A 22,489-nucleotide genomic window follows, 5' to 3' on the forward strand; every position below is an offset into this window, starting at 1 on the left:
CGCCACAACAACAAGTGATCACGGATTCATACAGGGATCCTGTCTTTGGAGAGAGAAGCATGAAACTTTCAACAAAAAAAATAACACTGGGATTAGCGACTGCCGCCGCCATCCTTGCCCTGCAGGCCCAGGCTGCCGATATTGAACTGACACTCGGGCACGTCGACCCCCAGGAATGGACGACGTCCAAGAAAGGCGCCGCCTCCAAGGTATTCAAGGACCTGGTTGAAGCCGAATCCGGGGGGCGTATTGCCGTGAACGTTTACCCGGCTGGCCAGCTGGGCGGCGAAACCGACCTGCTGCAATCCGCCCAGGAAGGCACCCTGAGCATGGCCATGGTATCCGGTGCCTACTCCAAGCTCTGTGCCGAAGCCTCGGTGCTGGAAATCCCCTACCTGTTCCCTTCCGCCCCGACGGCCTGGGAAGTGCTGGACGGTGAATTCGGCAAGGCACTTGGTGAGCACTGCCTGCAGAAAACCGGCCTGCGCACCCTGGCCTACGGCGAAACCGGCTTTCGCAACTTCACCAACTCCAAGCGGCCAATCGCCGAACCCAAGGATCTGGAAGGCCTGAAAATTCGCGTCATGACCACGCCGCTATACGTGGAGATGGTCAAGTCCCTGGGTGGCGAACCGACGCCCATCGCCTGGCCTGAAGTCCCCTCGGCCCTGGCCACCGGTGTGGTCGATGGCCAGGAAAACCCGGTCAGCGTGATCTACGGCAACAAGTTCTACGAAATGCAGAAGTACATCAGCCTGGATGGTCACGTCTACGGCACCGACTTCCTGCTGATGAACGACGAACTGCTGCAGAGTCTGAGCCCGCAGGATCAGGCCATCATCAAGCGCGCCGCCAAGGTCGCGGGCCTGGTAGGCCGCGCCATTCAGCAGGTCAATTCCGCTGAAGGCCTGGCGAAACTGGCCGAAAACGGCATGAAAATCACCGTGCCCAACGCCGAGCAGATGGGCAAATTCCAGGCCGCGGCACAGCCCGCCGTCATCGAATGGCTGAAAGGCGAAATCGATCCAAGCTGGATCACCAAGGCCCAGGATGCGGTCAAGACAGCGACTTCCAACTAATATTTTCTGATCGGTGAACGCCGGAGATCCTGTATCTCCGGCGTGCACACATCTACCTGTTTTCCGGGATCGCAGCTTATGAAGCTTCTCTACAAGAAAGTCCTGTCCTGGCTGACGGGCACATCACTCTTTATCGTCTTTGCGGTGGTGCTGGTCAGCAGCATGAGCCGCTATACCTTCAATGCCCCCATTCTGTGGAGCGAGGAAGTCGCCAAGTTCGCCATGATCTACGGCGCCATGTTTGGCAGCATCCTGTGCTACCTCGAAGGAATCCATATCAAGTTCAGTTTTGTGGAAGACAACGTACCGGCACCGGTGCGAAAGCTGCTGGCCATCGCCGTCGACCTGGTCACCCTGGTGGCAGGTGGCGTACTGGCCTGGTCGGGCTACCTGTTTGTGCTCAAGCGCGGCGCCATCCTGGCCCCGGGTACCGGTTTGCCGATGTACCTGTTCCAGTGCGCCATGATCGCCGGCGGTATCGGCCTGATACTGGCGGCGCTGATCAAGCTGTCCGAGCACCGCAGCAGCGCCGCGGCCTGACTGCCGGGTACCCCGCACCACTGAACAAGAGCCAAGGCCTCGATCTGCCACCGCCGAGCGACGCCCAATAGAGCGAACAAGACTATGGTTGGATTTCTGATACTGTTTGTACTGCTGGCCATCGGCAGCCCCATTGCCTTTGCCATCCTGCTGGCCGTGTTTGGGCATGTATCCCAGACACCCTTTTCCTTTGGCCTGGTGAGCCAGCGCATCTTTTCCGGCCTCGACTCTTTCGCCATCCTGGCCATTCCGCTGTTCGTGCTGGCCGGCGAGCTGATGAACGAGAGCGGCATTACCGGGCGCATCATCAACTTCGCCAATGCCCTGGTCGGCCACATGAAGGCCGGCCTGGCGCAGGTAAACATCTGGGCTTCGGTTATTTTTGCAGGCCTGTCCGGCTCCGCCGTGGCGGATACCTCGGCACTGGGCCGCATCTTTATCCCCACCATGGAAAAGGAAGGCTATCCGCGGGATTTCGCCGCCGCCCTGACCGCCGCATCCTCCGTGATCGGCCCCATGATCCCGCCCAGTATTCCGGTCATCATCTACGCCCTGATCACCACCGGCGTGTCGGTACCGGCGCTGTTCCTGGCAGGCGTGGCCCCCGGCGTGCTGCTGGCCATCGGCCTGTCGATCTATGTGCGTTTCTTCGCCGCCCACTATGCCCCGCTGCGCGAAAAGCTGTCGGCCAGGGAGCGCCTCAAGGCCTTTGTCGAGGCACTGATTCCGCTGTTCATGCCGGTCTTTATCGTCGGCTCCATTATCACCGGTATTGTGACCCCCACCGAAGCTGCCGCATTGGCGGCGGGCTACGCCCTGATCGCAGGCATGTTCGTGCTGAAAAGCCTGCAGCTGAACCAGTTGCCAAAAATATTTACCCGTGCCATGCGTGACTCGTCGATCATTCTGATCATTATTGCCGTGGTGGCGGCCGCCAACTGGATGCTGACGTTCTCCCGCGTGCCCCAGAGCATCAGCAGCTTTGTGCTGGACGAGATCTCGAGCCCCTGGGTTTTCCTGATCGCGGTCAACCTGATTCTGCTGGTTGTCGGCCTGTTTCTCGAAGGCATTGCCGCCATGCTGATTCTGCTGCCGATCCTGCACCCCATCGCCATGAGCCTGGGGATTGATCCGACACACTTTGGCATCGTGGTGATTTTCAACCTGATGATCGGCCTGGTGACACCGCCGATGGGGATCTGCCTGTTCGTGTCCAATTCCATCGCCAATGTGGGAATGGGAGCGATTTCGCGCCGCATCATGCCGATGTTCCTGGTTGAACTGCTGGTACTGATCGTTATCACCTTTATTCCGCAGACCGTGACCTTTATCCCCCGGCTGTTTGGCTACTGATGATCACGGAGAACGGTATGAGCAAATGCATATACGTATTGAACGGCCCCAACCTGAACCTGCTGGGCAGCCGCCAGCCAGAGATCTACGGCGCTGAAACCCTGGCAGACGTGCACAGGCGACTGCTCGGGCGGGCGCTGGAGCTGGGCCTTGAAATCGAGTTCTTTCAGAGCAACAGCGAGGGGGAAATCATCGACAAGATCCACGAAGCCCGCAGCCGAGCCCGGGGAATCATTATTAATCCGGCGGCCTACAGCCATACCTCGGTGGCGATCCTGGATGCGCTGAACACCTTCGAGCAGCCGGTGATCGAGGTACATATTTCCAATATCCACCAGCGCGAAAGCTTCCGCCATCATTCCTTTGTCTCTGCCAGGGCCGAAGGCGTGATTGCAGGCCTGGGTACCCTGGGGTACCTGCTGGCGCTGGAGTACTTTGCAAAGGGGAGCTAAGCACCAGGTGTCGGAACAACCCGGGGCGGCACCCTGCTCGCAGGCATGCCGCCCTGTCACCTGCGGGCCAGCCGCGCTGCGTCCAATGCCGGGCCTGGGCTCTAGCGGCCCTGGCGCCCGCTGGCAATCAATACACTCTGATCGACAATTACCTCGGCCAGCGTGATCACCGTGCGGGCCATTTCCCGCGACAGGTTGATCATCAGCAAGCCAAAATCATCCGGCGCCTGCAGGTGCAGTTCAAAAAACTGATCCGAAGAAATATGCACCAGGATTGTGGCCTGCTGCGCCACGCTGGTTGACCAGTGATCGTGCAGGCCGATCATGTCGACAAAGCCGAGTTGCTCGCCCTGGCGGTATAGTCGCGTCAGCGCATCCCGGTCGTGATGATGCATGTAGAGGGCGATGGTGCCCTGGAGAATAACGTAGAAGCCGTCGGCCTTGTCGCCCGGGCGGTACAGCACTTCACCCTGGGAAAGCTCCATCACCTGTCCGGTTTCGAGCAGGCTGAGAATAGTGCTGTCCTGCAGGGCGCCGAACGTCGACAGGGCGCGGAAGTAATCGGCGCCCCAGGCCTGTAACAGCTCAACACCGGCAATCGTCTTCATGGTACCTGTCCCGAACAGGAAGAGTGTTCCCCCTATAGGCAACGCGACAGCCTGGGAGTTTCCCCCCGGCCCGTCGCCCGGATGCCCTGGTCAGCCGAGGAATTCTGCTCGGGTGCGGGCATTGCTTTTAAAGGTGCCGCCCAGTGCCGTGGTTTCGGTCTGGGAGTTCGCATCCATCACGCCGCGGGACTTGACGCAGTAATGTACCGCACTGATGCTGACGGCGACATTCTCAGTCCTCAGCAACGTCTGCAGCGCCACCAGTATCTGCTGGGTCAGGCGTTCCTGCACCTGGGGGCGCTGGGCGAAAAAGCGCACGATACGGTTGATCTTGGACAGACCGATAATGGTCTGATCCGGAATATAGGCCACCTTGGCGACACCGTCGATGGTGACGAAATGATGCTCACAGGTGCTGACCACGCTGATATCGCGCACCTTGACCATTTCCTCCACCTGCATCTTGTTCTCGATCAGCGCCATCTTTGGAAAGCGCTCGTAATCAAGACCGGCGAAAATTTCGTTCACATACATTTTGGCAATGCGGTGCGGCGTTTCCGCCAGGCTGTCATCACTGAGATCCAGCCCCAGCGTGCCAACCACTTCGGTCATCAGGTTTTTGATGCGCTCGTACTTCTGCTCGCTGCTCATGCCATTTTCCAGCAGCGGGGTTTCCAGGCCCCGTGCGATCAGCACTTCACGAACAAGCTTCGCTTCGTTGGATATCATTTTTCCACCCTGGGTTCGACAAGAATACGGCAGCGCCTGCATTCGGCTTGCCGTACTTTTTGCAACTTTTATTAGACAGAGCAGGTTTCACAAGGCGCCCGTTCTGATTCCGTTTCAGAACCGCAAAAAGATTCTGTCAAGCATTCGTAAATTAGTAACGGGATATTAACAATCAGCAGGCCAACTGAATACTCTATATGAGAAAACCGGATCAGATTGCTCTGATCCGGTTACTGTCCGTTGTATCAAATGTTTGACAGCCAGGCCACACCGGGTGGGTCACGGTACCTGCAGCCGCAGTGCCAGCCTCGAACTGTCACGCTAAATTGCGGGAATCATCGTGCTACACCATGGGCCGATACCCGGACGAAAACTGGACGCTACACCGCCCTCGGCAACGGCCAGCGTGTGGCGCATGGCGTAAAGAGGATCGTCTTGCGCCTGGTGTAGAAACGCACCGCATCGGGACCATAAGCATGCAGGTCACCGAACAGGGAGCGTTTCCAGCCACCGAAGCTGTCAGTTGGAAAGCGCCACCGGCGGCAGCGCCATCCATGTCACATCAGGACGGGAAGGCGAACTGCGCACCTTCGCGCACACCGGCGCTCGGCCAGCGTGTGGCGTAAAGAGGATCGTCTTGCGCCTGGTGTAGAAACGCACCGCATCGGGACCCAAGCTTCATACTCAGATCGCCAAACAGCGGGCGCTTCCAGTTTCACATCAAGACGGAAACGCGAACTGCGCGCCTTCTCGCACACCGGCGGACGGCCAGCGTGTGGCGTAAAGAGGGTCGTCTTGCGCCTGGTGTAGAAACGCACCGCATCGGGACCGCACCTGGCCATGACAGAGCCATGCAGGTCCCCAAACAGGGAGCGTTTCCAGCCACCGAAGCTGCCAGTTGGAAAGCGCCACCGGCGGCAGCGCCATCCATGTCACATCAGGACGGGAAGGCGAACTGCGCGCCTTCTCTCACACCAGCGGACGGCCAGCGTTGTGTGATCGTCTTGCGCCTGGTGTAGAAACGCACCGCATCGGGACCATAAGCATGCAGGTCACCGAACAGGGAGCGTTTCCAGCCACCGAAGCTGTGGTACGCCACAGGCACCGGCAACGGCACGTTGATGCCGACCATGCCTACCAGGATGTTGTCGCTGAAGTAGCGGGCCGCTTCGCCGTCACGGGTAAAGATGCAGGTGCCGTTGCCATATTCATGGTCATCGATCAGGTCCATCGCCTGCTGCATGGTATCGACGCGCACCACCAGCAGCACCGGGCCAAAGATTTCTTCCTGGTAGCAGGTCATCTCCGGAGTCACCCGGTCGATCAGGGTGCCGCCCACGAAGAAGCCGTTTTCGTAGCCGCTCACGCTGGGCGAGCGACCATCGACGACGATCTCGGCACCCTGCTCCTGCGCACTGTTGATAAATCCGACGACCTTTTCCTGGTGCTGCCGCGTGATCACCGGACCGAAATCGTTGCTGCTGTCACTGAAGGCACCGACCTTGAGACTCTGCATCTGCGCCTTCATCTTGCTGACCAGCGCATCGGCGGCTTCATCACCCACGGCAACGGCCACCGACAGCGCCATGCAGCGTTCGCCGGACGAGCCAAATGCCGCCCCGGTAAGCGCACTGACGGCATTATCCATGTCGGCATCGGGCATGACGATGGCATGGTTCTTGGCCCCGCCCAGCGCCTGGCAGCGCTTACCGTTAGCGCTGGCCTGGGTATAGATGTATTCGGCGATGGGGGTGGAGCCGACAAAGCTCACCGCCTGTACGCGAGGATCCTGCAACAGGGTATCCACCGCCTCCTTGTCACCATTGACGACATTCAGCACACCGGCCGGCAGGCCCGCTTCCATCAGCAGCTCGGCGATAAACAGCGTCGACGACGGGTCACGCTCGGAGGGCTTGAGCACGAAGGTGTTACCGCAGGCAATGGCCATGGGGTACATCCACAGCGGCACCATCGCCGGGAAGTTGAACGGCGTGATGCCGGCCACCACACCCAGTGGCTGGAACTCGCTCCAGGAATCAATCGCCGGACCCACGTTCCTGCTGTGCTCGCCCTTGAGCAGCTCGGGCGCGCCGCAGGCATATTCGACGTTCTCGATACCGCGGGACAACTCACCCATGGCGTCGTGGGAAATCTTGCCGTGCTCTTCGCCAATCAGGCGGCAGATTTCGTCGGCGTTGGCTTCCAGCAGCTCCTTGAAGCGGAACATGATGCGGGCACGCTTTTGTGCCGGGGTGTTGCGCCAGGCCGGGAAAGCCGCCTGGGCCGCGGCGATGGCTTCTTCCACCGTGGCCTTGCTGGCCAGCAGAACCTGCTTTTCCACCGCGCCGGTAGACGGGTTATACACATCCTGGCTGCGGCCTGCATCGGCCTTTGCGGTACCGTTGATCAGATGTCCAATCGTTTTCATGGGCTTGCCTCTTGAATGTTTGATGGGGTCGCAGTCGGTCAGTCGAGCTCGGCGATAGCATCGCCCAGGGCGTTAATTACACGGTCGATTTCATCGCGTTCGACGATAAAGGGCATGCCTAGCTGAAGGGTGTCACCGCCGTAGCGCACATAGAAACCCTTTTCCCAGCACTTCATGGCGATCTCCCAGGGCCGCTTCGCGGGTTCACCCGGGTGGGCTTCAATCTGCAGCGCACCGGCCAGGCCGTAGTTGCGAATGTCACTGATGTAACGCGTACCCTTGAGGCTGTGCAGCGCGTTCTCGAAGATCGGGCTCATTTCCTTCACCCGGTCGATCAGATTATCGTTCTGCAGCACGTCCAGCGATGCCAGTGCCGCGGCACAGGCCACCGGATGGCCGGAGTAGGTGTAGCCGTGGGGCAGCTCCATCATGTACTCGGGCCCGCCCTGCTCCATGAAGGTCTGGTAGATCTCGGTCTTGGCGATCACCGCGCCCATGGGCACGGCACCGTTGGTCAGCTGCTTGGCGACGTTCATCATGTCCGGCACCACACCAAATTCCTCGGCGCCGGTCATGGAGCCCATGCGGCCGAAGCCGGTAATGACTTCATCGAAGATCAGCAGGATGTCGTGCTGATCGCAGATTTCCCGCAGCCGTTTCAGGTAACCCACCGGCGGCGGCAGCACGCCGGCGGAACCGGCCATGGGCTCGACGATAACGGCGGCGATATTGGAGGCATCGTGCAGCGCGATCAGCTCAAGCAGCTCATCGGCGCGCTCGGCGCCTTTTTCCGGCATGCCACGGCTGAACAGGTTCTCCTTGAGCAGGGTATGGGGCAGGTGATCGGCATCCACACCCTGGCCGTACAGGGCCCGGTTGGCACCGATGCCGCCAAGACTGAAACCGCCAAAGTTGACCCCGTGATAACCCTTGGCACGGCCAATCAGCTTGGTCTTGCTGGGCTTGCCCTTCTTGCGCCAGTAAGCCCTGGCGATCTTCAGCGAGGTATCGGCGCTCTCGGAACCTGAGCCGGTAAAGAAGACATGATCCAGCCCCGCAGGTGTCAGCTCGCGAATACGGTGTGCCAGCTCAAATGCCTTGGGATGGCCATATTGAAAGGCCGGGGCGTAATCGAGTTCACGCAGCTGCCTGGATACCGCCTCGGCAATCTCGGGCCTGTTGTGGCCTGCACCACAGGTCCAGAGACCCGACAGGCCATCAAAGATGCGACGGCCATCGGCGGTCTTGTAGTAGGCCCCCTCGGCGCCGACGATAATCCGCGGGTCAGCCTTGAACTGCCGGTTGGCCGTGTACGGCATCCAGAAGGCATCCAGCTGTTCGGCGCTCAGGCCCGCGGTATTTTGATGCTGCGATTCAGACATGACATACCCCTTGTTATTCGATTGGCGAGGTTGGTGACTTGGCATGAATCGAGTGTGCCCAAGGGCTACTGTAAATTAAACGCAAACATATTAATCTTTAGACAAGTAATTACTTACCTAATAGCCGTCGTTGATTTATCCTGTCTGCTGCACCGGATATCGAGGATTGGCACCATGAAAGCCCGCAAGCCCGTACTGCCCGGCCAGCTGAGCGATACCGATCTGCGCCTCTTGCGGATCTACCGCAAGGTGGTGGAATGCGGCGGTTTTTCCGCCGCCGAGGTGGAGCTGAATATCAGCCGGGCCGCCATCAGCATCGCCATGAACGACCTTGAAAGCCGCCTGGCGCTGCGGCTGTGCCAGCGCGGGCGCAGCGGCTTTTCCCTCTCGACCGAGGGCAGCGAAGTCTACGAGGCCACGCTGCAGCTGCTGGCGGCGATTGAAGGTTTTCGTACCCGGGTCAACGGCCTGCACGCCCAACTCAAGGGGGAGCTGAACATCGGCATTACCGACAACCTGGTCACCATGCCGCAGATGCATATCACCAATGCGCTCAATGCCCTGAAACAACGCGGCGACATCCGCATCAATATCCGCATGATTCCGCCCACCGAGATCGAGCTCGGCGTACTCGACGGGCGCCTGCACACCGGCGTCATCCCGGCGCTGAAAACACTGCCGGGGCTGCATTACCGCCTGCTCTACGAAGAGGAATCCCTGCTCTACTGCAGCCACCAGCACAAGCTGTTCGAGGCCGCCGCTGCCGACGCAGTCTCGACTGAACAGCTCGCGGCCTGCGATGCCGTGCTTCCCGCCTATGCGCAAACGCCACAGGTAAAGAGCCTGCATGAACCGCTCAAGGCTGCGGCGTCCGCCACGGACCGCGAAGGCATCGCCTTTCTGATACTCACCGGGCAATACATCGGCTTCCTGCCAACCCACTACGCCGAGCGCTGGATACGCGAAGGCCTGATGCGGGCACTAAACCCGACGCAATACCGCTATATCACCCAGTACAGCGCCATTACCCGCAAGGGCGCACCCTCCAACCTGGTACTGGAAAGCTACCTCGAAGAACTGGATCAGCTGATACAGCAAGAGGCCCGCCAGGCCTGAACCCCGACCATAACGAGACCTCGGTTACTGAGCCGCCCGACCGAAAAAGAACGGCCGCAGCCGTGCCCCCAGCCACACGCCCGGCAGCACCGCCACAAACCAGAGCCAGCCATGCAGGCTGGTGGAGGCGATGCCGGACACCAAAGCGCCGATGGTGCAGCCAAAAGCGATACGCGCGCCGTACCCCATCAGCAGGCCACCGAGGATGGCGGCGATCACCGCACCGGGGCGCAGATCCCAGCGCAACGCCCAGCGCCCTGCCGCCAGTGCCGCCCCACAGGCACCGAGCACCAGGCCGATATCCATCAGGGAAGTGACGTCCTGCAACAGGTCATTCGCCAGGGCGGCGGACTGAAACGGCGCCTGCCAGAAGGGTGCGCCGGCTGGACTCCAGCCCAGCAGCGTCGCTACCTTTGCGCCCAAAAGCGCATAGGCCCAGGTAATGCTCCAGGGGTGCCCGGCCAGCGCCAGGGTCGCCATGTTCAGTAACGCCAGCGCAAGAGCCCCGAACCATAGCGGCCAGACCGCACGGGAATCCTGGGCCACGGCCGGGCGCAGACCCGCCAGCCACCAGAGCGTGGCCAGCAGCACCAGCTGCAGCAGTGCCGCCGGCCACCAGCCCAATACCTGCCCCAACAGCACGGTATCCATGCTCGGCAAGCTCTGCCACCAGCCCATTTGCAGGCTCGCGCCAAAGGATCCGGCACAGAAAGCGACGATCACCAGCAACATGCGACCGTTGCCGCCGCCCAGGCTATAAAGGGTTCCGGAACCGCAGCCACCACCCAGCTGCATGCCCACACCAAACAGCAAGGCCCCCACCACGACCTGCACCCCAACCGGCGCAGCCGCAGGCCCTAGCGCCTGACCGAAGACTTCGCCCATGTAGAGCAAAGGTGCGAATAGCAGCGTCGTGGCACCGATCAGCACAAGGGGCGCACGCAGCGCCCGGGTATCGAAGCTCAGAACCAGGCGGCGCAGGCAGGTAGTGAAACCTATCTCGGTCAGCACCAGCACGGCCCCCATCAGCAGGCTAGCGCCAAACAGGGCAAAGTGTCGTAACCCACTTCCATTCAGGGTACTGAAACCCAGCAGGCAGACCAGCACCAGCCAACCGCTGCCCCAGCACAGGCGGCGAAGCGGGGTCGGTAATGCGCGGGCTTGCTGTCTATTTTGCGGTGGCATCGCGGGCGATGGCAGCAAAGACATCATCCAGCTCCCGCGCCATTTCATCCAGTTCAGCACTGGCATACGGAGCAAAAGTACTGCTCGGGGTCGCCCAGCTCAGGCTTGTGCTGCCATCGGCGTTTTCAACCAGGTAGAAACGCAGTGGCGCCTCGATACCGGACGCAACGCTGGCATCCAGCATGCGCACGGCGTAATCATTGCGATAGACGCCCACCACCAGATTGCCAGGAATGCTGACGCCGCGCGACGCCGCGCCCTTGCTGGCGCTGGCTTGGGTCACCACCACCATCTTGTTCGCCGCAACAGCGGCTTGCAGCCGCTCAGCCAGCTGCGCAAAGCTCTGTGTGCTGTCGATACGGCGCACCTCGTCGGCGGCCTGGGCCTGCAGTGATGGCAGGCTGAATATAACGGTGGCTGCGGCCAAGCGCAGGCTGCGTTGCAGGTTAATCAGGGAAAAAAACTTCCGGGTCATCAGACTGTCTCCATTGTCTTAAGGGGCATCGACCGTACATAGCTCCGTACAATCATCGACCAAAGCCATGAAAAAGCACGGCTGGTGCGCTCACACTGTAGGAGACAAAGCTGAGCCAGAACTGAAAAAGCCCAGGCAAACTGCCTGGGCAAGGACATCAAAGGGAAAATCGTTCCAAGCCTAGAATCGAATATTCAAACCGACCGCCAGATTGTCATTGTCCGATTCATCATAGGCGCCGACCTCTGCCCAGAAGTCCAGATGCTGATCATGGGTGTACCTGACCTGAGCCAGCACCGCGCGGTCTTCCATCAAGGCACCGGAGGTCGCCTCCTCACGTTCCTGGTACGACAGTGAATAAGCCAGCTTGTCCTGTATATAGGTGCCGGTGACGCCGAAAACATCGAAATCCGCACCCGTGGCCCCCAGATCCCGGTTCATCTCGTAAACGGCCGCCAGGCGGAACTGGTCCCAGTTATAGTGCGATGCCAGCACCCAGCGCTCACGGTCCGACTCACCCGAACTGACACCCACCAGTTCCTTGTCGTAGACAGACAGGTTTAAACCCAGCATAAAATTATCGGTTTTGTAGACACCATGAACGATCTTCAGATCGTCATCGGTAGCGCTGCCGTTGTCGATACTGGCCAGCACAAACTTGGCGTAAAAATTGTTCCACACCGGTGTCTTGTACACCAATCCATCCTTGCTCCATTTGGTCTGCGTCCACATGCGGGCACCGTTGGGCACAGCGCTGGGTGTGCTGTCCTGGGTGTTCACCTCAAACAGATCCACCGCCGAATAGAACTCCTCATAGACGCCGGACATGGCATCACCAAAAGCAAACAGACCGTAATCGGTAATGAATGCGGCACCGGCATAGCGAATGAAAATATCGTCGTCATCGCCCTTGAGCCGGTTCAGCGCACCGTAATAGATGCTTTGGGTGCCATCCGCTTCCGCCAGCGGTGCAAAGTCGGCTTCCAGCCGATAGGCCAGCTTCACGCTATCGGACAACAGGTAAAGCCCCCGCGCACCCAGGATCGCCTTGGACAGATAGGCCGTGGTGTCCACCGAGTCACCCAGAAAATTGGTATCGCTGAAGTGAGCCACACGGCCGCTGAGCTGGCCATAGATTGTGGGTGTTGCCGGCTCGGCGGCTACCGTGGCGGACGTTGCTGCACAGAGCAGTGCAAGACCCAGAGAGGAGACTTTCATTCGTAAAACCTCTGCCTATTATTCTTTGATTTAAATGTGAAACATTTATTTGCAGGCGAAAACACTAGAGATCCATGACAGTAATGTCAAAAATATTTCACATATAAAACAACACTTCCTGTTTTTTCCGAGCTAAAACCGACACGAAACTGAAAATTCGCAACTGCCTGTCGCCATCCCACGCCAAAGACCCGGGAGGCAGAACATCACTCAAATAAACATAAATAACTGTTTATAAAGATATTAATAATTATCGAAAGATACCTTCGTCAAGCCTTGAGCGACCCCCGCCCTGCGCCTGCGGATCAAAGGCTTGCATCCTGAGGCCAAAGATGGCTATTCTTATGTGAACCAATGATTCAAATATGAACATACAGAGATCTACTGGCATGCCCCGCGGTTGCGGCTGCGGGTACCCGCAAAGGCAGCAAGATCCGGCAAGAGGCTCTGGTCTGGCTCGCAGACTGAACTGACGGAACAGTAGATGGCCAAGCCCTAAAGGCTGCCAGGGCCATCAGCCCCTATAGAGCGCCCCCGCACACTAACAATTAAACGACGGGTCAAGTGGTACAAAATGATGAATAGCCTGACAACTGCACTGGAATTTCGAGGCGTCACCAAGGGCTTCAACCTGCCCAATTCGGCCGACACCCAGGTCGCCATCAATGATGTGAATTTCAATATCAGGCCCGGGGAGTTTGTCGCCATTGTCGGCCCCTCGGGCTGCGGCAAAAGCACCATACTGAACATGACTGCGGGCCTCTATCAGCCCAGCAGCGGCGAGGTCTATGTCAGCGGAGAGCAGGTTACCAGCCCCAATTCCCATGTCGGCTTCATGCTGCAAAAAGACCTGCTGCTGCCCTGGCGCACCATCGTCGGCAACGTGGAGTTTGGCCTCGAGGCCCGCGGCCTTGGCAAGGCCGAGCGGCGAGAGACAGCCCTGCGGGAACTCAAGCGCTGCCAGCTTGAGGGCTTTGCCAATCATTTCCCCTATCAGCTGTCCGGTGGCATGCGCCAGCGGGCCGCCCTGGCCCGAACCCTGGCGATCAATCCCGCCATCGTCTTGCTGGATGAACCCTTCTCGGCGCTGGACGCCCAGACCAAACTGCTGCTGCAACAGAGCTTTGGCGAGACCATCCAGAGCGCCGGCATTACCACCCTGCTGATCACCCACGACCTGTCGGAGGCGGTGTTCATGGCCGATCGCATCCTGGTGCTGAGCGAACGCCCGGCCACCGTCATCGAGGAGGTGATTGTCGAGTTGCCCGATCGCGGCAACCTGCTGGAAAGACGCAAGGCGCCGAGGGCGGCCGAGTACATCAGCCACCTGTTTGATCTGCTGAAGCTCGAAAGCCGTGCCCTTTAGTAAAAACGGCTCCTGCATTTTCTGCATACAGGCCTTCCATGGCCTTAACAATAAAAAGGTAATCCCATGATCAAGACACTGAAAACAGCCGCCATCGTCATTGCCGCCACACTGGCCATGCAATCCGCTAATGCGGCCGAAAAAATGACCTACCTGTTTCCGGCGCCCGATACCCTGCCGGCCTTCGCCCCCTTTCAGATAGCCAAGCACAAGGGCTATTACGCCGACGAAGGGCTGGATGTGCGCTTTCAGATCGGCAAGGGTGGCGCCGATGTTGCCAAACAGGTTGCCGTGGGCAACGCCGACATGGGCGGTGGCATCGGTGATACTCCCATCGTGACCCGGGCCAATGGCCTGAAGGTGAAAGGGGTTGCACTGCTCGGTGGCCAGGCCCTGACCCAGATCGCGGTACGCCGTGATGCCGGCATTGAAACGGCGGCGGACCTTCGCGACAGGGCCATCGGCGTGCTGTCGTTCAAGGACACCACCTACTACAACCTGCTGGCGGTACTGGCCAGCGCCGGCCTCTCCAAGAATGATGCCTCGGTGCAGGCACTGGGGCCGGGCGGCATTATCAAACTGATGATCTCCGGCGATATCCAGGCCATGTCCGGGGTACCCGAGTGGGTGGCCGCGGTGCAGGCGGCGGGCATCGAGGTGGATGTGTGGAACATCAACGATATCTTCCCCGCCATCGCCCAGGCCATGTTCGCCTCCGACGCGACCATCGCCCGGCGGCCCGAGGCCGTGCAGGGCTTCGTCAATGCCACCCTCAAGGCCGTGCGGGAAATCCAGGCCAGCCCGGCACAGGCCGCCAGCGACTATATCGCCGCGGTGCCCAGCCACCAGGGCAAGGAAGCCCAGATCACCGACATACTGACTCGCTATACCCAGCTGGTGTACCCCACCCAGGCGCCGCTGCAACTGGGGCAGTTTGACGAAGCGCGGCTCAAGACCGTGCAGGATTTTTACCTGCACAACGATATCGTACGCACCGCCGTGCCCATTGCGGACACCTTCACCAATCAGTTCGTGTCGAACTAAGGCAGAGGTCCAGACACCATGAACAGGAACTACACCGGTGCGACCCTGATGGTCGCCCTGCTGGTGGTCGCTGGCTGGGAATACATTCCCGGCCTGTTCGACATTCCGGCCTATATCATCCCGACCTTCAGCGAAACCCTGGCTGAGCTGCTGCGGATGTACCAGAGCGAAGCGCTGCTGCAGCATACGCTGTCGACCCTGCAGATGACCCTGCTGGGCTTCATTATCGGCAGCACCCTGGGCGCCGTACTGGGCTTTGCGCTCGGCTCATCCCCCTTGCTCGAAAAGGTGGTGTCGCCCTACATCCTGGCGCTGCAAATCGCCCCCAAGGTCGCCTTTGCGCCACTGTTCATCATGTGGTTCGGTTACACCGCCTGGCCCAAGCTGCTGGTGACCATCCTGATCGTGTTCTTCCCGATCCTGGTAAACGTGCTGCAGTCGATGAAAACCATCGATCGCGACATGATCAACCTGGCCAGGGCCTACAACCTCAACCGCCTGCAGATCTTCCTCAAGATCGAACTGCCATCATCCCTGCCCAACCTGCTGGCGGGCCTGCGCATCTGTGCAACGCTCGCGGTCATCGGCGTGACGGTAGGCGAGATGGTCGGCGGCAATACCGGGCTCGGTTTCCTGATTTCCTACGGCGAGGGCCAGGCCAACGCCGCCATGGTATTCAACGCCATCGCCCTGCTGACGGTCATCGGCATTCTGCTTTACAGCACGGTGGTCTGGGCGGAAAACCGCATCCTGCACTACATCCCCAAAGCGGAGCACCGCTGAGCAACCGGATCACTGCTCGCCATGAAACGCAAAAAAGGGGGCCGGTACTCAGTACCGGCCCCCTTTTCGTACGCCGCACGGATGGTCACGGCATCGGGGGCAACGCCCCCAACCGCCAGCGCCACCTCAACTAACGGAGCCCCGCATGCCTTGATAGCGTGCCCGCAGCGCCTCGAGATCCTCGGGCCTGTCGGCATCCATCAGCACACCGGGGTCATCCACCTTGATGCGCATGCAGGCCTCTGGGTGACGCTGGATCACCGAGCGTGCACCCTCCTCATCCTGCAGCTGTGACAGCTCGCCCCAGAAGTTGCGCCCGAATATCACGGGATGCCCAGCATGACCCTGATACTCAGGGCGGACGATGCGATCCGCTGCCGCCTGCTCGATCAACATGGTGAAGGTCCCGGGCGCGATACAGGGCATATCCCCCAGCAGCACGGCCGCGGCCGTTGCTTGCGAGCCATGCAGCGTGCTGAATCCGTCCGCGATGCTCAAACCCAGGCCCTGATCGGCACGGGGGGAACGGACGACTGCCATTGCCGACTCCAACCCCAGCTCTGCAGGGTCGTCATCGCTTCGAATCACCACCCGCACGCTATCGAACGCCGCCGCCATGGACTGCACCGTGGCCTGCAGCAGGGTGCAATCCGGCAGCAGCATTTCACACCGTTTGTCGGCGCCAAAGCGCCGTGCCCGGCCAGCCGCCATCACCAGGGCGATCGCCCCGTTACCATCCTCCATGCGCTTTCTCTCCCAGCGATGCGTGACAATCAGCGGCCACTATAACAATGCCGCACATGCCTGCCATCCAATTGATTTGGGTTCAGGCTCTGCTGCCGAAGCGGGGTGGCGACACAGTCATCCGTTCAACGGCACATTCCAGGCGTCATAGCCGTAGACCCAGTCGGCATTGCCGCCAGCCTTCAGCCACTCATTGCCACGGGAACCCCGCTGCACCCGGGCGGTACGTTCCTTGCGGGCGTTTTCGTAACACTGCAGTGCCTGTCCTACATCTGTGCGAGTGACACCTTCAAAGGCCCGCCCCAGCACGACCGCATCCTCGATCGCCATACAGGCGCCCTGGGCCATAAAGGGCACCATCGGATGCGCGGCATCCCCCAGCAACGTCACTGCTCCCTCGGACCACAGCGGCAGGGGTTCGCGCACGTACAGTGCCGACTTGGTGACCTCAGTGCAGCCCTGCAGCAGTGCCCGCGCCTCGGGGTGGAAGTCCTTGTAAATCTCGCGCAGTTCATTGACATCACCGGACATGGTCCAGGATTCGTGATGCCAGTTGTCCAGTGGCGTGGTCGCAAACACAAAGGTGTCGCGCCCCCGGTTCAGTGGGAAGGTCACGATCTGCATTTCCGGAATGGGGCCCCACCATTTGGTGAAACAGTCCAGGTTCGGAACATCGAGCTTGTGCGCCGGAACCACCGCACGGTAGGAAACGATACCGGTGAACTCCGGTGCATCCTGCCCGAACAGTGCCGTTCGGGTCGTCGAGTGAATGCCATCGGCCCCCACCAGCACATCAACGGTATCCTCAGTGCCGTCTTCAAACTGCAGCCTGACACCGCCGTCGCACTGCTCTAGTTGACGGACTTTCTTGCCGAAACGAATGGCATCGGCTGGAATCGCCGCCTGCAGCGCACTCAGCAGGTCGGCCCTGTGCGTGGTCAGCTGGGGGGCGCCGTACTTCTGCACCGCGCTGTCGGCCATCTCCAGGCGTGATGTTTCTTCGCCGCTATCCCACAGGCGGCTGATGCGGTAACTCGGCCGCGCCGCGGTTTCCCGCAGTTTTTCGCCCACACCCAGGCCGTCCAGGGCACGTACCGCGTTGGGTGTCAGGTTGATATCCGCGCCGATACGAGCGAACTCCGCAGCCTGCTCAAATACGATGACCTTGTGGCCCTGGGCCCGCAGCGCAATCGCCGCCGCCAAACCGCCCACGCCGCCACCACTGATTCCGATAGTCAAACCCGCCATGCTGCAACCTCTCTGATCTTGTTATACCGCGATACTTGTTTATATTTGAATAAAAATTTTACATGCAAACATGGCGGACTATGCATCAGCAAGACAGGGGCGTCAATGGTGACTGTTCAGAAACTCATCAGCGATAAGGTTTACCTATCACAGTAATGCAAATAGCGAGATTCCTGCGAGCTTTGCCCCGGCGCTACTATGAAACCTGGCGGCTGTATTGATTTATAAACAGGAGCACAAAACAATGATAAGAAGAGCGGTTATCTCCAGCCTGGTCACCGGACTGCTACTGGCACCGGGCCTGGAAGCCAAAACCTTTACCATCGGCACCAACCCCCAGGGCTCACTGGCCTACTCGATTGGCTCGGCCATCGCCAAGGTGCTGACGCTGCAAACCGACGACCGCTACCTGGTGGTACCGCGTGGTGGACCGGTCGTCACGACTCCCCTGCTGGATAAGGGCGAGCTGGACTTCTCGATTTCAGCCAGCATGATTCCGGCCTATGCCCACAGCGGCCATGCCCTCTTCAACGGCAGCACCTACAGCAATATTTACGTGGTAGCCGACCTGATTCCCTTCCAGTCCGGTGTTTTCGTCAAGACCGACTCCGATATCAGGACCATCGGGGACCTGAAGGGTCGCAAGGTGCCCACGGATTTCAAGAACCAGTCGATACTGAGCGACTTTCTGAACGCCACCCTGAGCACAGCCAGCCTGACCCACGCCGATCTGGATGGCATCCCCACCCCCAACGGTATTCGTGGCGTACAGGATTTCATGGCGGGCAAAACCGAGGCGGCGGTGTTCTCGCCAGGGGCCGGCATCGTGCTGCAGGCCGATAATGCCGTGGGGGGTATTCGTTATCTGCCCATCGACAAGACTCCGGAGAACGAAAAGCGCGTCGCCGACCTTATCCCCGGCTCCCATATCCAGACCCTGCAACCGACCAAGTCACAACCGGGCATCGGCCCGGACACTCATGTTATCGCCGCATCCTTCCTGCTGCTGTCATCCGGACATGTCGACGACGCCACCATCAGAACGGTGGTCGAGGTGCTGCATGACAACAAGGAAGCGCTGGTCGCGGCCCTGGGAGCCTTTCGCAACTATGAACCGGATCACATGCTTCGCGATGTCAAGGCGCCGTACCATCCCGTGGTCACGGCCTATTTTGCCGACAGGGAAGGCCAGCCACGGCAATAGCCGGGCCCGCCTCCCCCTGATAAAAACAACGGTATTCGAAAATGCTTAATTTCAGTTTAAAGCTTGGGCAGTCCCTGTCATTTCTACTGGTCGCGACCGCGCTGACCTGGGCCCTCGATGGCTTTCGTCTGGTGGGCTTCAACCTCTATAACGAGCAGTTTCTGGCCATGATCCTGGGGTTCGCGCTGAGCTCCATCTTTTTGCTGCGCAATGCCCTGGGTGTACGACGCCAGCGCGGCAGTCTGATCGATATACTGCTGGCGGCACTGGCGCTCGGCGCCTGCGGCTATGTCGCGGTGTTTTATCCGCAATTGCTCGACAACCTCTATAGCGCCCCGCTGGATGCCACGGCCTGCGGCACTCTTATTCTTGCGGCGCTGCTCGAGACCCTCAGGCGTACCGCAGGCCTGGTTCTCGCGGGCGTTGCCCTGGGCTTTTGCATCATCGGCCTGAGCGCCCAATGGCTGCCCGAAGCCATCAGCGGCCGGGCCCTGAGTTTCGACACCTATATAAGCTATCTCACGGTGGATGCCGGCGGTTTTCTCGGTTTTCCCCTGATGATCGCGTCCACCGTCGTGGCCGCCTTCATCTTTTTCGGCCATATGCTCAACCAGACCGGCGGCTCGCGTTTTTTCACCGACATTGCCCTGGCCTGGATGGGCGGCTATCGCGGTGGCGCCGCCAAAGTCTCGGTACTGGCCTCCAGCCTGTTTGGCTCGATCTCCGGCAGCGCCGTGGCCAACGTCACCTCCACCGGCATCATCACCATCCCGCTGATGAAACGCGCCGGCTTCAGTGCCCACCGCGCCGCCGCCATTGAAGCCGTTGCCTCCACCGGCGGCCAGTTGATGCCTCCGGTCATGGGCGCCGCCGCCTTTCTGATGGCCGAACTGCTGCAGATTCCCTACGCCGATATCGCCTTGGCAGCGCTGATTCCGGCCCTGCTATATTACGGTGCCCTCTTTGTTCAGATTGACCTGATCGCGGTACGGGACAAAATCCCCACCCTGCCTCGCTCCGAACGGCCAGAGGCCGGGGCCGTGATGGCAAAGGGGGCGCAGTTTATTCTGCCTTTCGTGGTACTGATCGGTGCTCTATTCCTGTTCAACCAGCCGGCGGAAAAGGCCGCGCTGATTGCCGTCGGCGCCCTGCTGCTCATCGCCCTGCTGCGCCCCTATGAAGGTCAGACCCTGAGCTTTGCTCGTATCCTCGCGGCATTTCGCTCCACCGGCCATGCCGTGGCGGACATTATCGTCATCGGCGTCTGCGCCGGCCTCGTGATCGGCACCCTCAATATCACGGCCATCGGCTTTTCACTGACCATCTCGCTGGTGGAGTTCGGTGCCGACAACTTGCCGCTGTTGCTGCTGATCGCCGCCGTGACCAGCATCGTGCTGGGCATGGGCATGCCAACCCTGGGGGTCTACCTGTTGCTGGCCACCATGATCGCGCCGGCCATGGTGGAGCTGGGCATACCGCAACTCTCGGCCCACATGTTCGTGCTCTACTTCGGCATGCTGTCAATGCTCACGCCCCCCATCGCCATCGCCGCCTTCGCCGCCGCATCCCTGGCCGAAGCGCCGCCGGTACGCACCTCCCTGATCGCGGTATCCCTGGGCTGGACGGCCTACCTGGTGCCTTTCCTGTTTGTCTACTCACCGGAGATCCTGATGATCGGCCCCTGGCAGGATATTGCCCTGTCCGTTGCCAGAATCACGCTGGGCACCCTGGCCGTAACCCTGGCCATCGCCGGCTTCTGGCGTGCACCTCTGTCACGCCTGGCCCGGGGCCTGCTGCTGATCGCCGGCGCACTGCTGTTCGTTCCCGGCGTGGCCACGCCGTTCTGGGCGCTGATCAATACGGCCGGCGCCGTCACGGCCATGCTCGTATTGCTGATGAATTACTTCCATGCCCGCCCCGGCAAACTTCCTCTGAATAGTGCCAGCTGAGACGACCATGCAGCAGCCCAACTTTATTATTTTCATGACCGACCAGCAGCGGGCCGACCACCTCGGGTGCTATGGCAACCCGCTGCTTAAAACCCCCCATATCGACGGTCTCGCCGAAAAGGGCATCCGCTTCGAGCGCTTTTATGTCTCGACGCCGATCTGCCAGCCCAACCGGGCCTGCCTGGCAACCGGCCAGATGGCCTCGGTCAATGGCGTACGCCAGAACGGCATTCCCATGTCCCTGCACAGCACGACCTTCGCCGATGTGCTGCGCGGGGCGGGTTACAGCACCGGCCTGATTGGCAAGGCCCACTACCAGAATGTCACCGACATACCGGCACCGGCGCGCGTCCCCCCCGGCCAGGGCCAGGTAGTCGCCGACAATCTGAAGCACGGCAACCGGAACCAGCGTAGCGGCGCGGCATACGACCTGGAAATCCGCAACCGCTGGGCACAGGACCCGCAGCGCGCCCTCGAGACGCCCTACTACGGCTTCGATCACGTGCGCCTGTGTATCGGCCACGCAGACCAGGTGGAGGGACATTACAGCGCCTGGCTCCAGGCCCGGCACGATTCGCCCGGCAGCCTCCGGGGCCCGGAAAATGCCCTGGTAGCCCCCGGATACAGCGCCCCCCAGTGCTGGCGCACCGCGCTGCCTGAAGCGCTCTATCCGACCCGCTATATCGAAGAACAAGCCTGTGCCTTTCTTGAACAGCAGGCACAGGAACAGCGTCCCTTTGTGCTGCTGGTGTCCTTCCCCGACCCCCATCACCCCTTCACACCGCCGGGGCGTTACTGGTCGATGTACGATCCGGACGACGTTGAACTGCCGGCCTCTTTCCAGCATCCGGTCGAGCGCCTGCAGGGCATTCCAGCTTCGGCAATGGTGCCCTATCGCTGGGGCGATCGGAACCGGGAATCACACTGGCCCTTCCATGTCAGCGAGCGCCAGGCACGGGAACTGATAGCGCTGAATTATGGTTCCATCTCGATGGTCGACGATGCCATTGGTGCCATCATCGCCTGCGCCAGGCAACAGGGGCTCGATAAGGATACCGTGATGGTGTTTACCTCGGATCACGGCGACTACATGGGCGACCATGGCACCATGCTGAAAATGGGCCTGCATTACCAGAGCGTGATCCGGGTACCCTTTGTCTGGCGTGACCCGGCCAGCGATGCCCAGGGCAAGGTCGACCTGCGCCTTGGCAGCGCCATCGACCTAGCACCAACTCTGCTGCAGCGCGCGGGGTTACGCTGCCCCATCGGCATGCAGGGGCTGGACCTGCTCGGCGCCAACCGACACGACGGCGTACTGATCGAGGACCCCGGCATCCAGGTATTTGAAGACAGTGATGCCAACTCCAGCATCACCACTCTGGTGACGAACGACTGGCGCCTGAGTCTGCACGAAGGAGAAAGCTGGGGGGAACTCTACAACCTGAAGGAAGATCCAGACGAGCTGCACAACCTCTGGCTGGAGCCCGCCTGCCTGGGGATCCGGGCAGCGCTGTACGAGCAGCTGCTACAACGCATGATCGGCCTGCGGGACCGCACACTGTCGCCCACGGCCCGGGCCTGACGTT

Annotated in this window: 20 protein-coding genes; 11 read left to right on the forward strand and 9 right to left on the reverse strand. The window is 60.3% G+C overall.

Annotation, left to right across the window (positions count from 1 at the left end; all coding sequences use genetic code 11):
* The first annotated feature begins 59 nt into the window (after positions 1-59).
* From KDW95_RS12540 to aroQ, 4 genes are all read left to right on the forward strand, one after another.
* Positions 60-1,079: a DctP family TRAP transporter solute-binding subunit gene (locus tag KDW95_RS12540; RefSeq protein WP_255852145.1), complete on the forward strand. Its 1,020-nt coding sequence runs from the start codon at positions 60-62 to the stop codon at positions 1,077-1,079.
* 78 nt (positions 1,080-1,157) lie between these two features.
* Entirely contained in the window at positions 1,158-1,619 is a 462-nt protein-coding gene (locus KDW95_RS12545; protein WP_255852147.1) for a TRAP transporter small permease, read from the forward strand.
* Positions 1,620-1,703: 84 nt separating this feature from the next.
* Positions 1,704-2,972, forward strand: coding sequence for a TRAP transporter large permease (locus KDW95_RS12550; protein WP_255852148.1), 1,269 nt, complete (start codon positions 1,704-1,706; stop codon positions 2,970-2,972).
* Between the two features lie 17 nt (positions 2,973-2,989).
* On the forward strand, positions 2,990-3,424 hold the full coding sequence (aroQ, locus tag KDW95_RS12555; protein WP_255852149.1) for a type II 3-dehydroquinate dehydratase: 435 nt from the start codon (positions 2,990-2,992) through the stop codon (positions 3,422-3,424).
* A gap of 101 nt (positions 3,425-3,525) precedes the next feature.
* On the opposite strand, the gene KDW95_RS12560 is transcribed toward aroQ, so the two are convergent.
* The 4 genes from KDW95_RS12560 to KDW95_RS12575 form a co-directional block, all read right to left on the reverse strand.
* On the reverse strand, positions 3,526-4,032 hold the full coding sequence (locus KDW95_RS12560) for a Crp/Fnr family transcriptional regulator (RefSeq protein ID WP_255852150.1): 507 nt from the start codon (positions 4,030-4,032) through the stop codon (positions 3,526-3,528).
* Between the two features lie 90 nt (positions 4,033-4,122).
* Positions 4,123-4,761 (reverse strand): GTP cyclohydrolase I FolE, encoded by a 639-nt coding sequence (folE, locus tag KDW95_RS12565; protein ID WP_255852151.1) that lies wholly within the window; start codon positions 4,759-4,761, stop codon positions 4,123-4,125.
* Positions 4,762-5,698: 937 nt separating this feature from the next.
* Entirely contained in the window at positions 5,699-7,189 is a 1,491-nt protein-coding gene (locus KDW95_RS12570; protein ID WP_255852152.1) for a CoA-acylating methylmalonate-semialdehyde dehydrogenase, read from the reverse strand.
* Positions 7,190-7,227: 38 nt separating this feature from the next.
* Entirely contained in the window at positions 7,228-8,571 is a 1,344-nt protein-coding gene (locus KDW95_RS12575) for an aspartate aminotransferase family protein (RefSeq protein ID WP_255852153.1), read from the reverse strand.
* 174 nt (positions 8,572-8,745) lie between these two features.
* On the opposite strand from KDW95_RS12575, the gene KDW95_RS12580 reads away from it, so the two are divergent.
* Positions 8,746-9,687 (forward strand): LysR family transcriptional regulator, encoded by a 942-nt coding sequence (locus KDW95_RS12580; RefSeq protein WP_255852154.1) that lies wholly within the window; start codon positions 8,746-8,748, stop codon positions 9,685-9,687.
* Between the two features lie 24 nt (positions 9,688-9,711).
* Here KDW95_RS12580 and KDW95_RS12585 read toward each other — a convergent pair whose 3' ends face one another.
* The 3 genes from KDW95_RS12585 to KDW95_RS12595 form a co-directional block, all read right to left on the reverse strand.
* Positions 9,712-10,794 (reverse strand): YeeE/YedE family protein, encoded by a 1,083-nt coding sequence (locus KDW95_RS12585; RefSeq protein ID WP_255852155.1) that lies wholly within the window; start codon positions 10,792-10,794, stop codon positions 9,712-9,714.
* Between the two features lie 61 nt (positions 10,795-10,855).
* Entirely contained in the window at positions 10,856-11,347 is a 492-nt protein-coding gene (locus KDW95_RS12590; protein WP_255852156.1) for a DUF302 domain-containing protein, read from the reverse strand.
* Between the two features lie 180 nt (positions 11,348-11,527).
* Positions 11,528-12,565 (reverse strand): porin, encoded by a 1,038-nt coding sequence (locus KDW95_RS12595; RefSeq protein ID WP_255852157.1) that lies wholly within the window; start codon positions 12,563-12,565, stop codon positions 11,528-11,530.
* A 574-nt stretch (positions 12,566-13,139) separates the two neighbouring features.
* On the opposite strand from KDW95_RS12595, the gene KDW95_RS12600 reads away from it, so the two are divergent.
* The 3 genes from KDW95_RS12600 to KDW95_RS12610 all read left to right on the forward strand — a co-directional run bounded on the left by KDW95_RS12600 (position 13,140) and on the right by KDW95_RS12610 (position 15,758).
* A complete protein-coding gene (locus KDW95_RS12600; RefSeq protein WP_255852158.1) occupies positions 13,140-13,931 on the forward strand; it encodes an ABC transporter ATP-binding protein in 792 nt (263 codons plus the stop codon).
* Between the two features lie 66 nt (positions 13,932-13,997).
* Positions 13,998-14,975, forward strand: a complete 978-nt coding sequence (locus KDW95_RS12605) for an ABC transporter substrate-binding protein (protein WP_255852159.1) — start codon at positions 13,998-14,000, stop codon at positions 14,973-14,975.
* Between the two features lie 18 nt (positions 14,976-14,993).
* Positions 14,994-15,758 carry an ABC transporter permease gene (locus KDW95_RS12610; protein WP_255852160.1) on the forward strand — a complete coding sequence of 255 codons (765 nt, stop codon included), beginning with the start codon at positions 14,994-14,996 and terminating at the stop codon, positions 15,756-15,758.
* 126 nt (positions 15,759-15,884) lie between these two features.
* On the opposite strand, the gene KDW95_RS12615 is transcribed toward KDW95_RS12610, so the two are convergent.
* Positions 15,885-16,502: a nucleotidyltransferase family protein gene (locus KDW95_RS12615; RefSeq protein ID WP_255852161.1), complete on the reverse strand. Its 618-nt coding sequence runs from the start codon at positions 16,500-16,502 to the stop codon at positions 15,885-15,887.
* 117 nt (positions 16,503-16,619) lie between these two features.
* The gene (locus KDW95_RS12620; protein WP_255852162.1) at positions 16,620-17,750 is read right to left on the reverse strand and encodes an FAD-dependent monooxygenase; all 1,131 of its coding nucleotides are present in this window, start codon (positions 17,748-17,750) and stop codon (positions 16,620-16,622) included.
* Between the two features lie 244 nt (positions 17,751-17,994).
* Between KDW95_RS12620 and KDW95_RS12625 the strand changes: the two genes are divergently transcribed.
* Genes KDW95_RS12625 through KDW95_RS12635 form a run of 3 tightly spaced genes read left to right on the forward strand, consistent with a single transcriptional unit; the run spans position 17,995 to position 22,485 of the window.
* On the forward strand, positions 17,995-18,954 hold the full coding sequence (locus KDW95_RS12625; protein WP_255852164.1) for a TAXI family TRAP transporter solute-binding subunit: 960 nt from the start codon (positions 17,995-17,997) through the stop codon (positions 18,952-18,954).
* 41 nt (positions 18,955-18,995) lie between these two features.
* Positions 18,996-20,903 carry a TRAP transporter permease gene (locus KDW95_RS12630; protein WP_255852166.1) on the forward strand — a complete coding sequence of 636 codons (1,908 nt, stop codon included), beginning with the start codon at positions 18,996-18,998 and terminating at the stop codon, positions 20,901-20,903.
* 7 nt (positions 20,904-20,910) lie between these two features.
* Entirely contained in the window at positions 20,911-22,485 is a 1,575-nt protein-coding gene (locus KDW95_RS12635; protein ID WP_255852167.1) for a sulfatase family protein, read from the forward strand.
* Positions 22,486-22,489 lie beyond the last annotated feature (4 nt).

This window comes from Marinobacterium rhizophilum, assembly GCF_024397915.1.
Lineage (GTDB): Bacteria > Pseudomonadota > Gammaproteobacteria > Pseudomonadales > Balneatricaceae > Marinobacterium_A > Marinobacterium_A rhizophilum_A.

Bases quoted from the DNA above. Each gene is read 5' to 3' on its own strand.
- KDW95_RS12610 (WP_255852160.1), top strand. From the start codon at position 14,994: ATGAACAGGAACTACACCGGTGCGACCCTGATGGTCGCCCTGCTGGTG.
- KDW95_RS12570 (WP_255852152.1), bottom strand. From the start codon at position 7,189: ATGAAAACGATTGGACATCTGATCAACGGTACCGCAAAGGCCGATGCA.
- KDW95_RS12575 (WP_255852153.1), bottom strand. From the start codon at position 8,571: ATGTCTGAATCGCAGCATCAAAATACCGCGGGCCTGAGCGCCGAACAG.
- folE (WP_255852151.1), bottom strand. From the start codon at position 4,761: ATGATATCCAACGAAGCGAAGCTTGTTCGTGAAGTGCTGATCGCACGG.
- KDW95_RS12615 (WP_255852161.1), bottom strand. From the start codon at position 16,502: ATGGAGGATGGTAACGGGGCGATCGCCCTGGTGATGGCGGCTGGCCGG.
- KDW95_RS12595 (WP_255852157.1), bottom strand. From the start codon at position 12,565: ATGAAAGTCTCCTCTCTGGGTCTTGCACTGCTCTGTGCAGCAACGTCC.
- KDW95_RS12620 (WP_255852162.1), bottom strand. From the start codon at position 17,750: ATGGCGGGTTTGACTATCGGAATCAGTGGTGGCGGCGTGGGCGGTTTG.
- KDW95_RS12605 (WP_255852159.1), top strand. From the start codon at position 13,998: ATGATCAAGACACTGAAAACAGCCGCCATCGTCATTGCCGCCACACTG.
- KDW95_RS12600 (WP_255852158.1), top strand. From the start codon at position 13,140: ATGATGAATAGCCTGACAACTGCACTGGAATTTCGAGGCGTCACCAAG.
- KDW95_RS12545 (WP_255852147.1), top strand. From the start codon at position 1,158: ATGAAGCTTCTCTACAAGAAAGTCCTGTCCTGGCTGACGGGCACATCA.
- KDW95_RS12560 (WP_255852150.1), bottom strand. From the start codon at position 4,032: ATGAAGACGATTGCCGGTGTTGAGCTGTTACAGGCCTGGGGCGCCGAT.
- KDW95_RS12590 (WP_255852156.1), bottom strand. From the start codon at position 11,347: ATGACCCGGAAGTTTTTTTCCCTGATTAACCTGCAACGCAGCCTGCGC.
- KDW95_RS12540 (WP_255852145.1), top strand. From the start codon at position 60: ATGAAACTTTCAACAAAAAAAATAACACTGGGATTAGCGACTGCCGCC.
- KDW95_RS12630 (WP_255852166.1), top strand. From the start codon at position 18,996: ATGCTTAATTTCAGTTTAAAGCTTGGGCAGTCCCTGTCATTTCTACTG.
- aroQ (WP_255852149.1), top strand. From the start codon at position 2,990: ATGAGCAAATGCATATACGTATTGAACGGCCCCAACCTGAACCTGCTG.
- KDW95_RS12635 (WP_255852167.1), top strand. From the start codon at position 20,911: ATGCAGCAGCCCAACTTTATTATTTTCATGACCGACCAGCAGCGGGCC.
- KDW95_RS12550 (WP_255852148.1), top strand. From the start codon at position 1,704: ATGGTTGGATTTCTGATACTGTTTGTACTGCTGGCCATCGGCAGCCCC.
- KDW95_RS12580 (WP_255852154.1), top strand. From the start codon at position 8,746: ATGAAAGCCCGCAAGCCCGTACTGCCCGGCCAGCTGAGCGATACCGAT.
- KDW95_RS12625 (WP_255852164.1), top strand. From the start codon at position 17,995: ATGATAAGAAGAGCGGTTATCTCCAGCCTGGTCACCGGACTGCTACTG.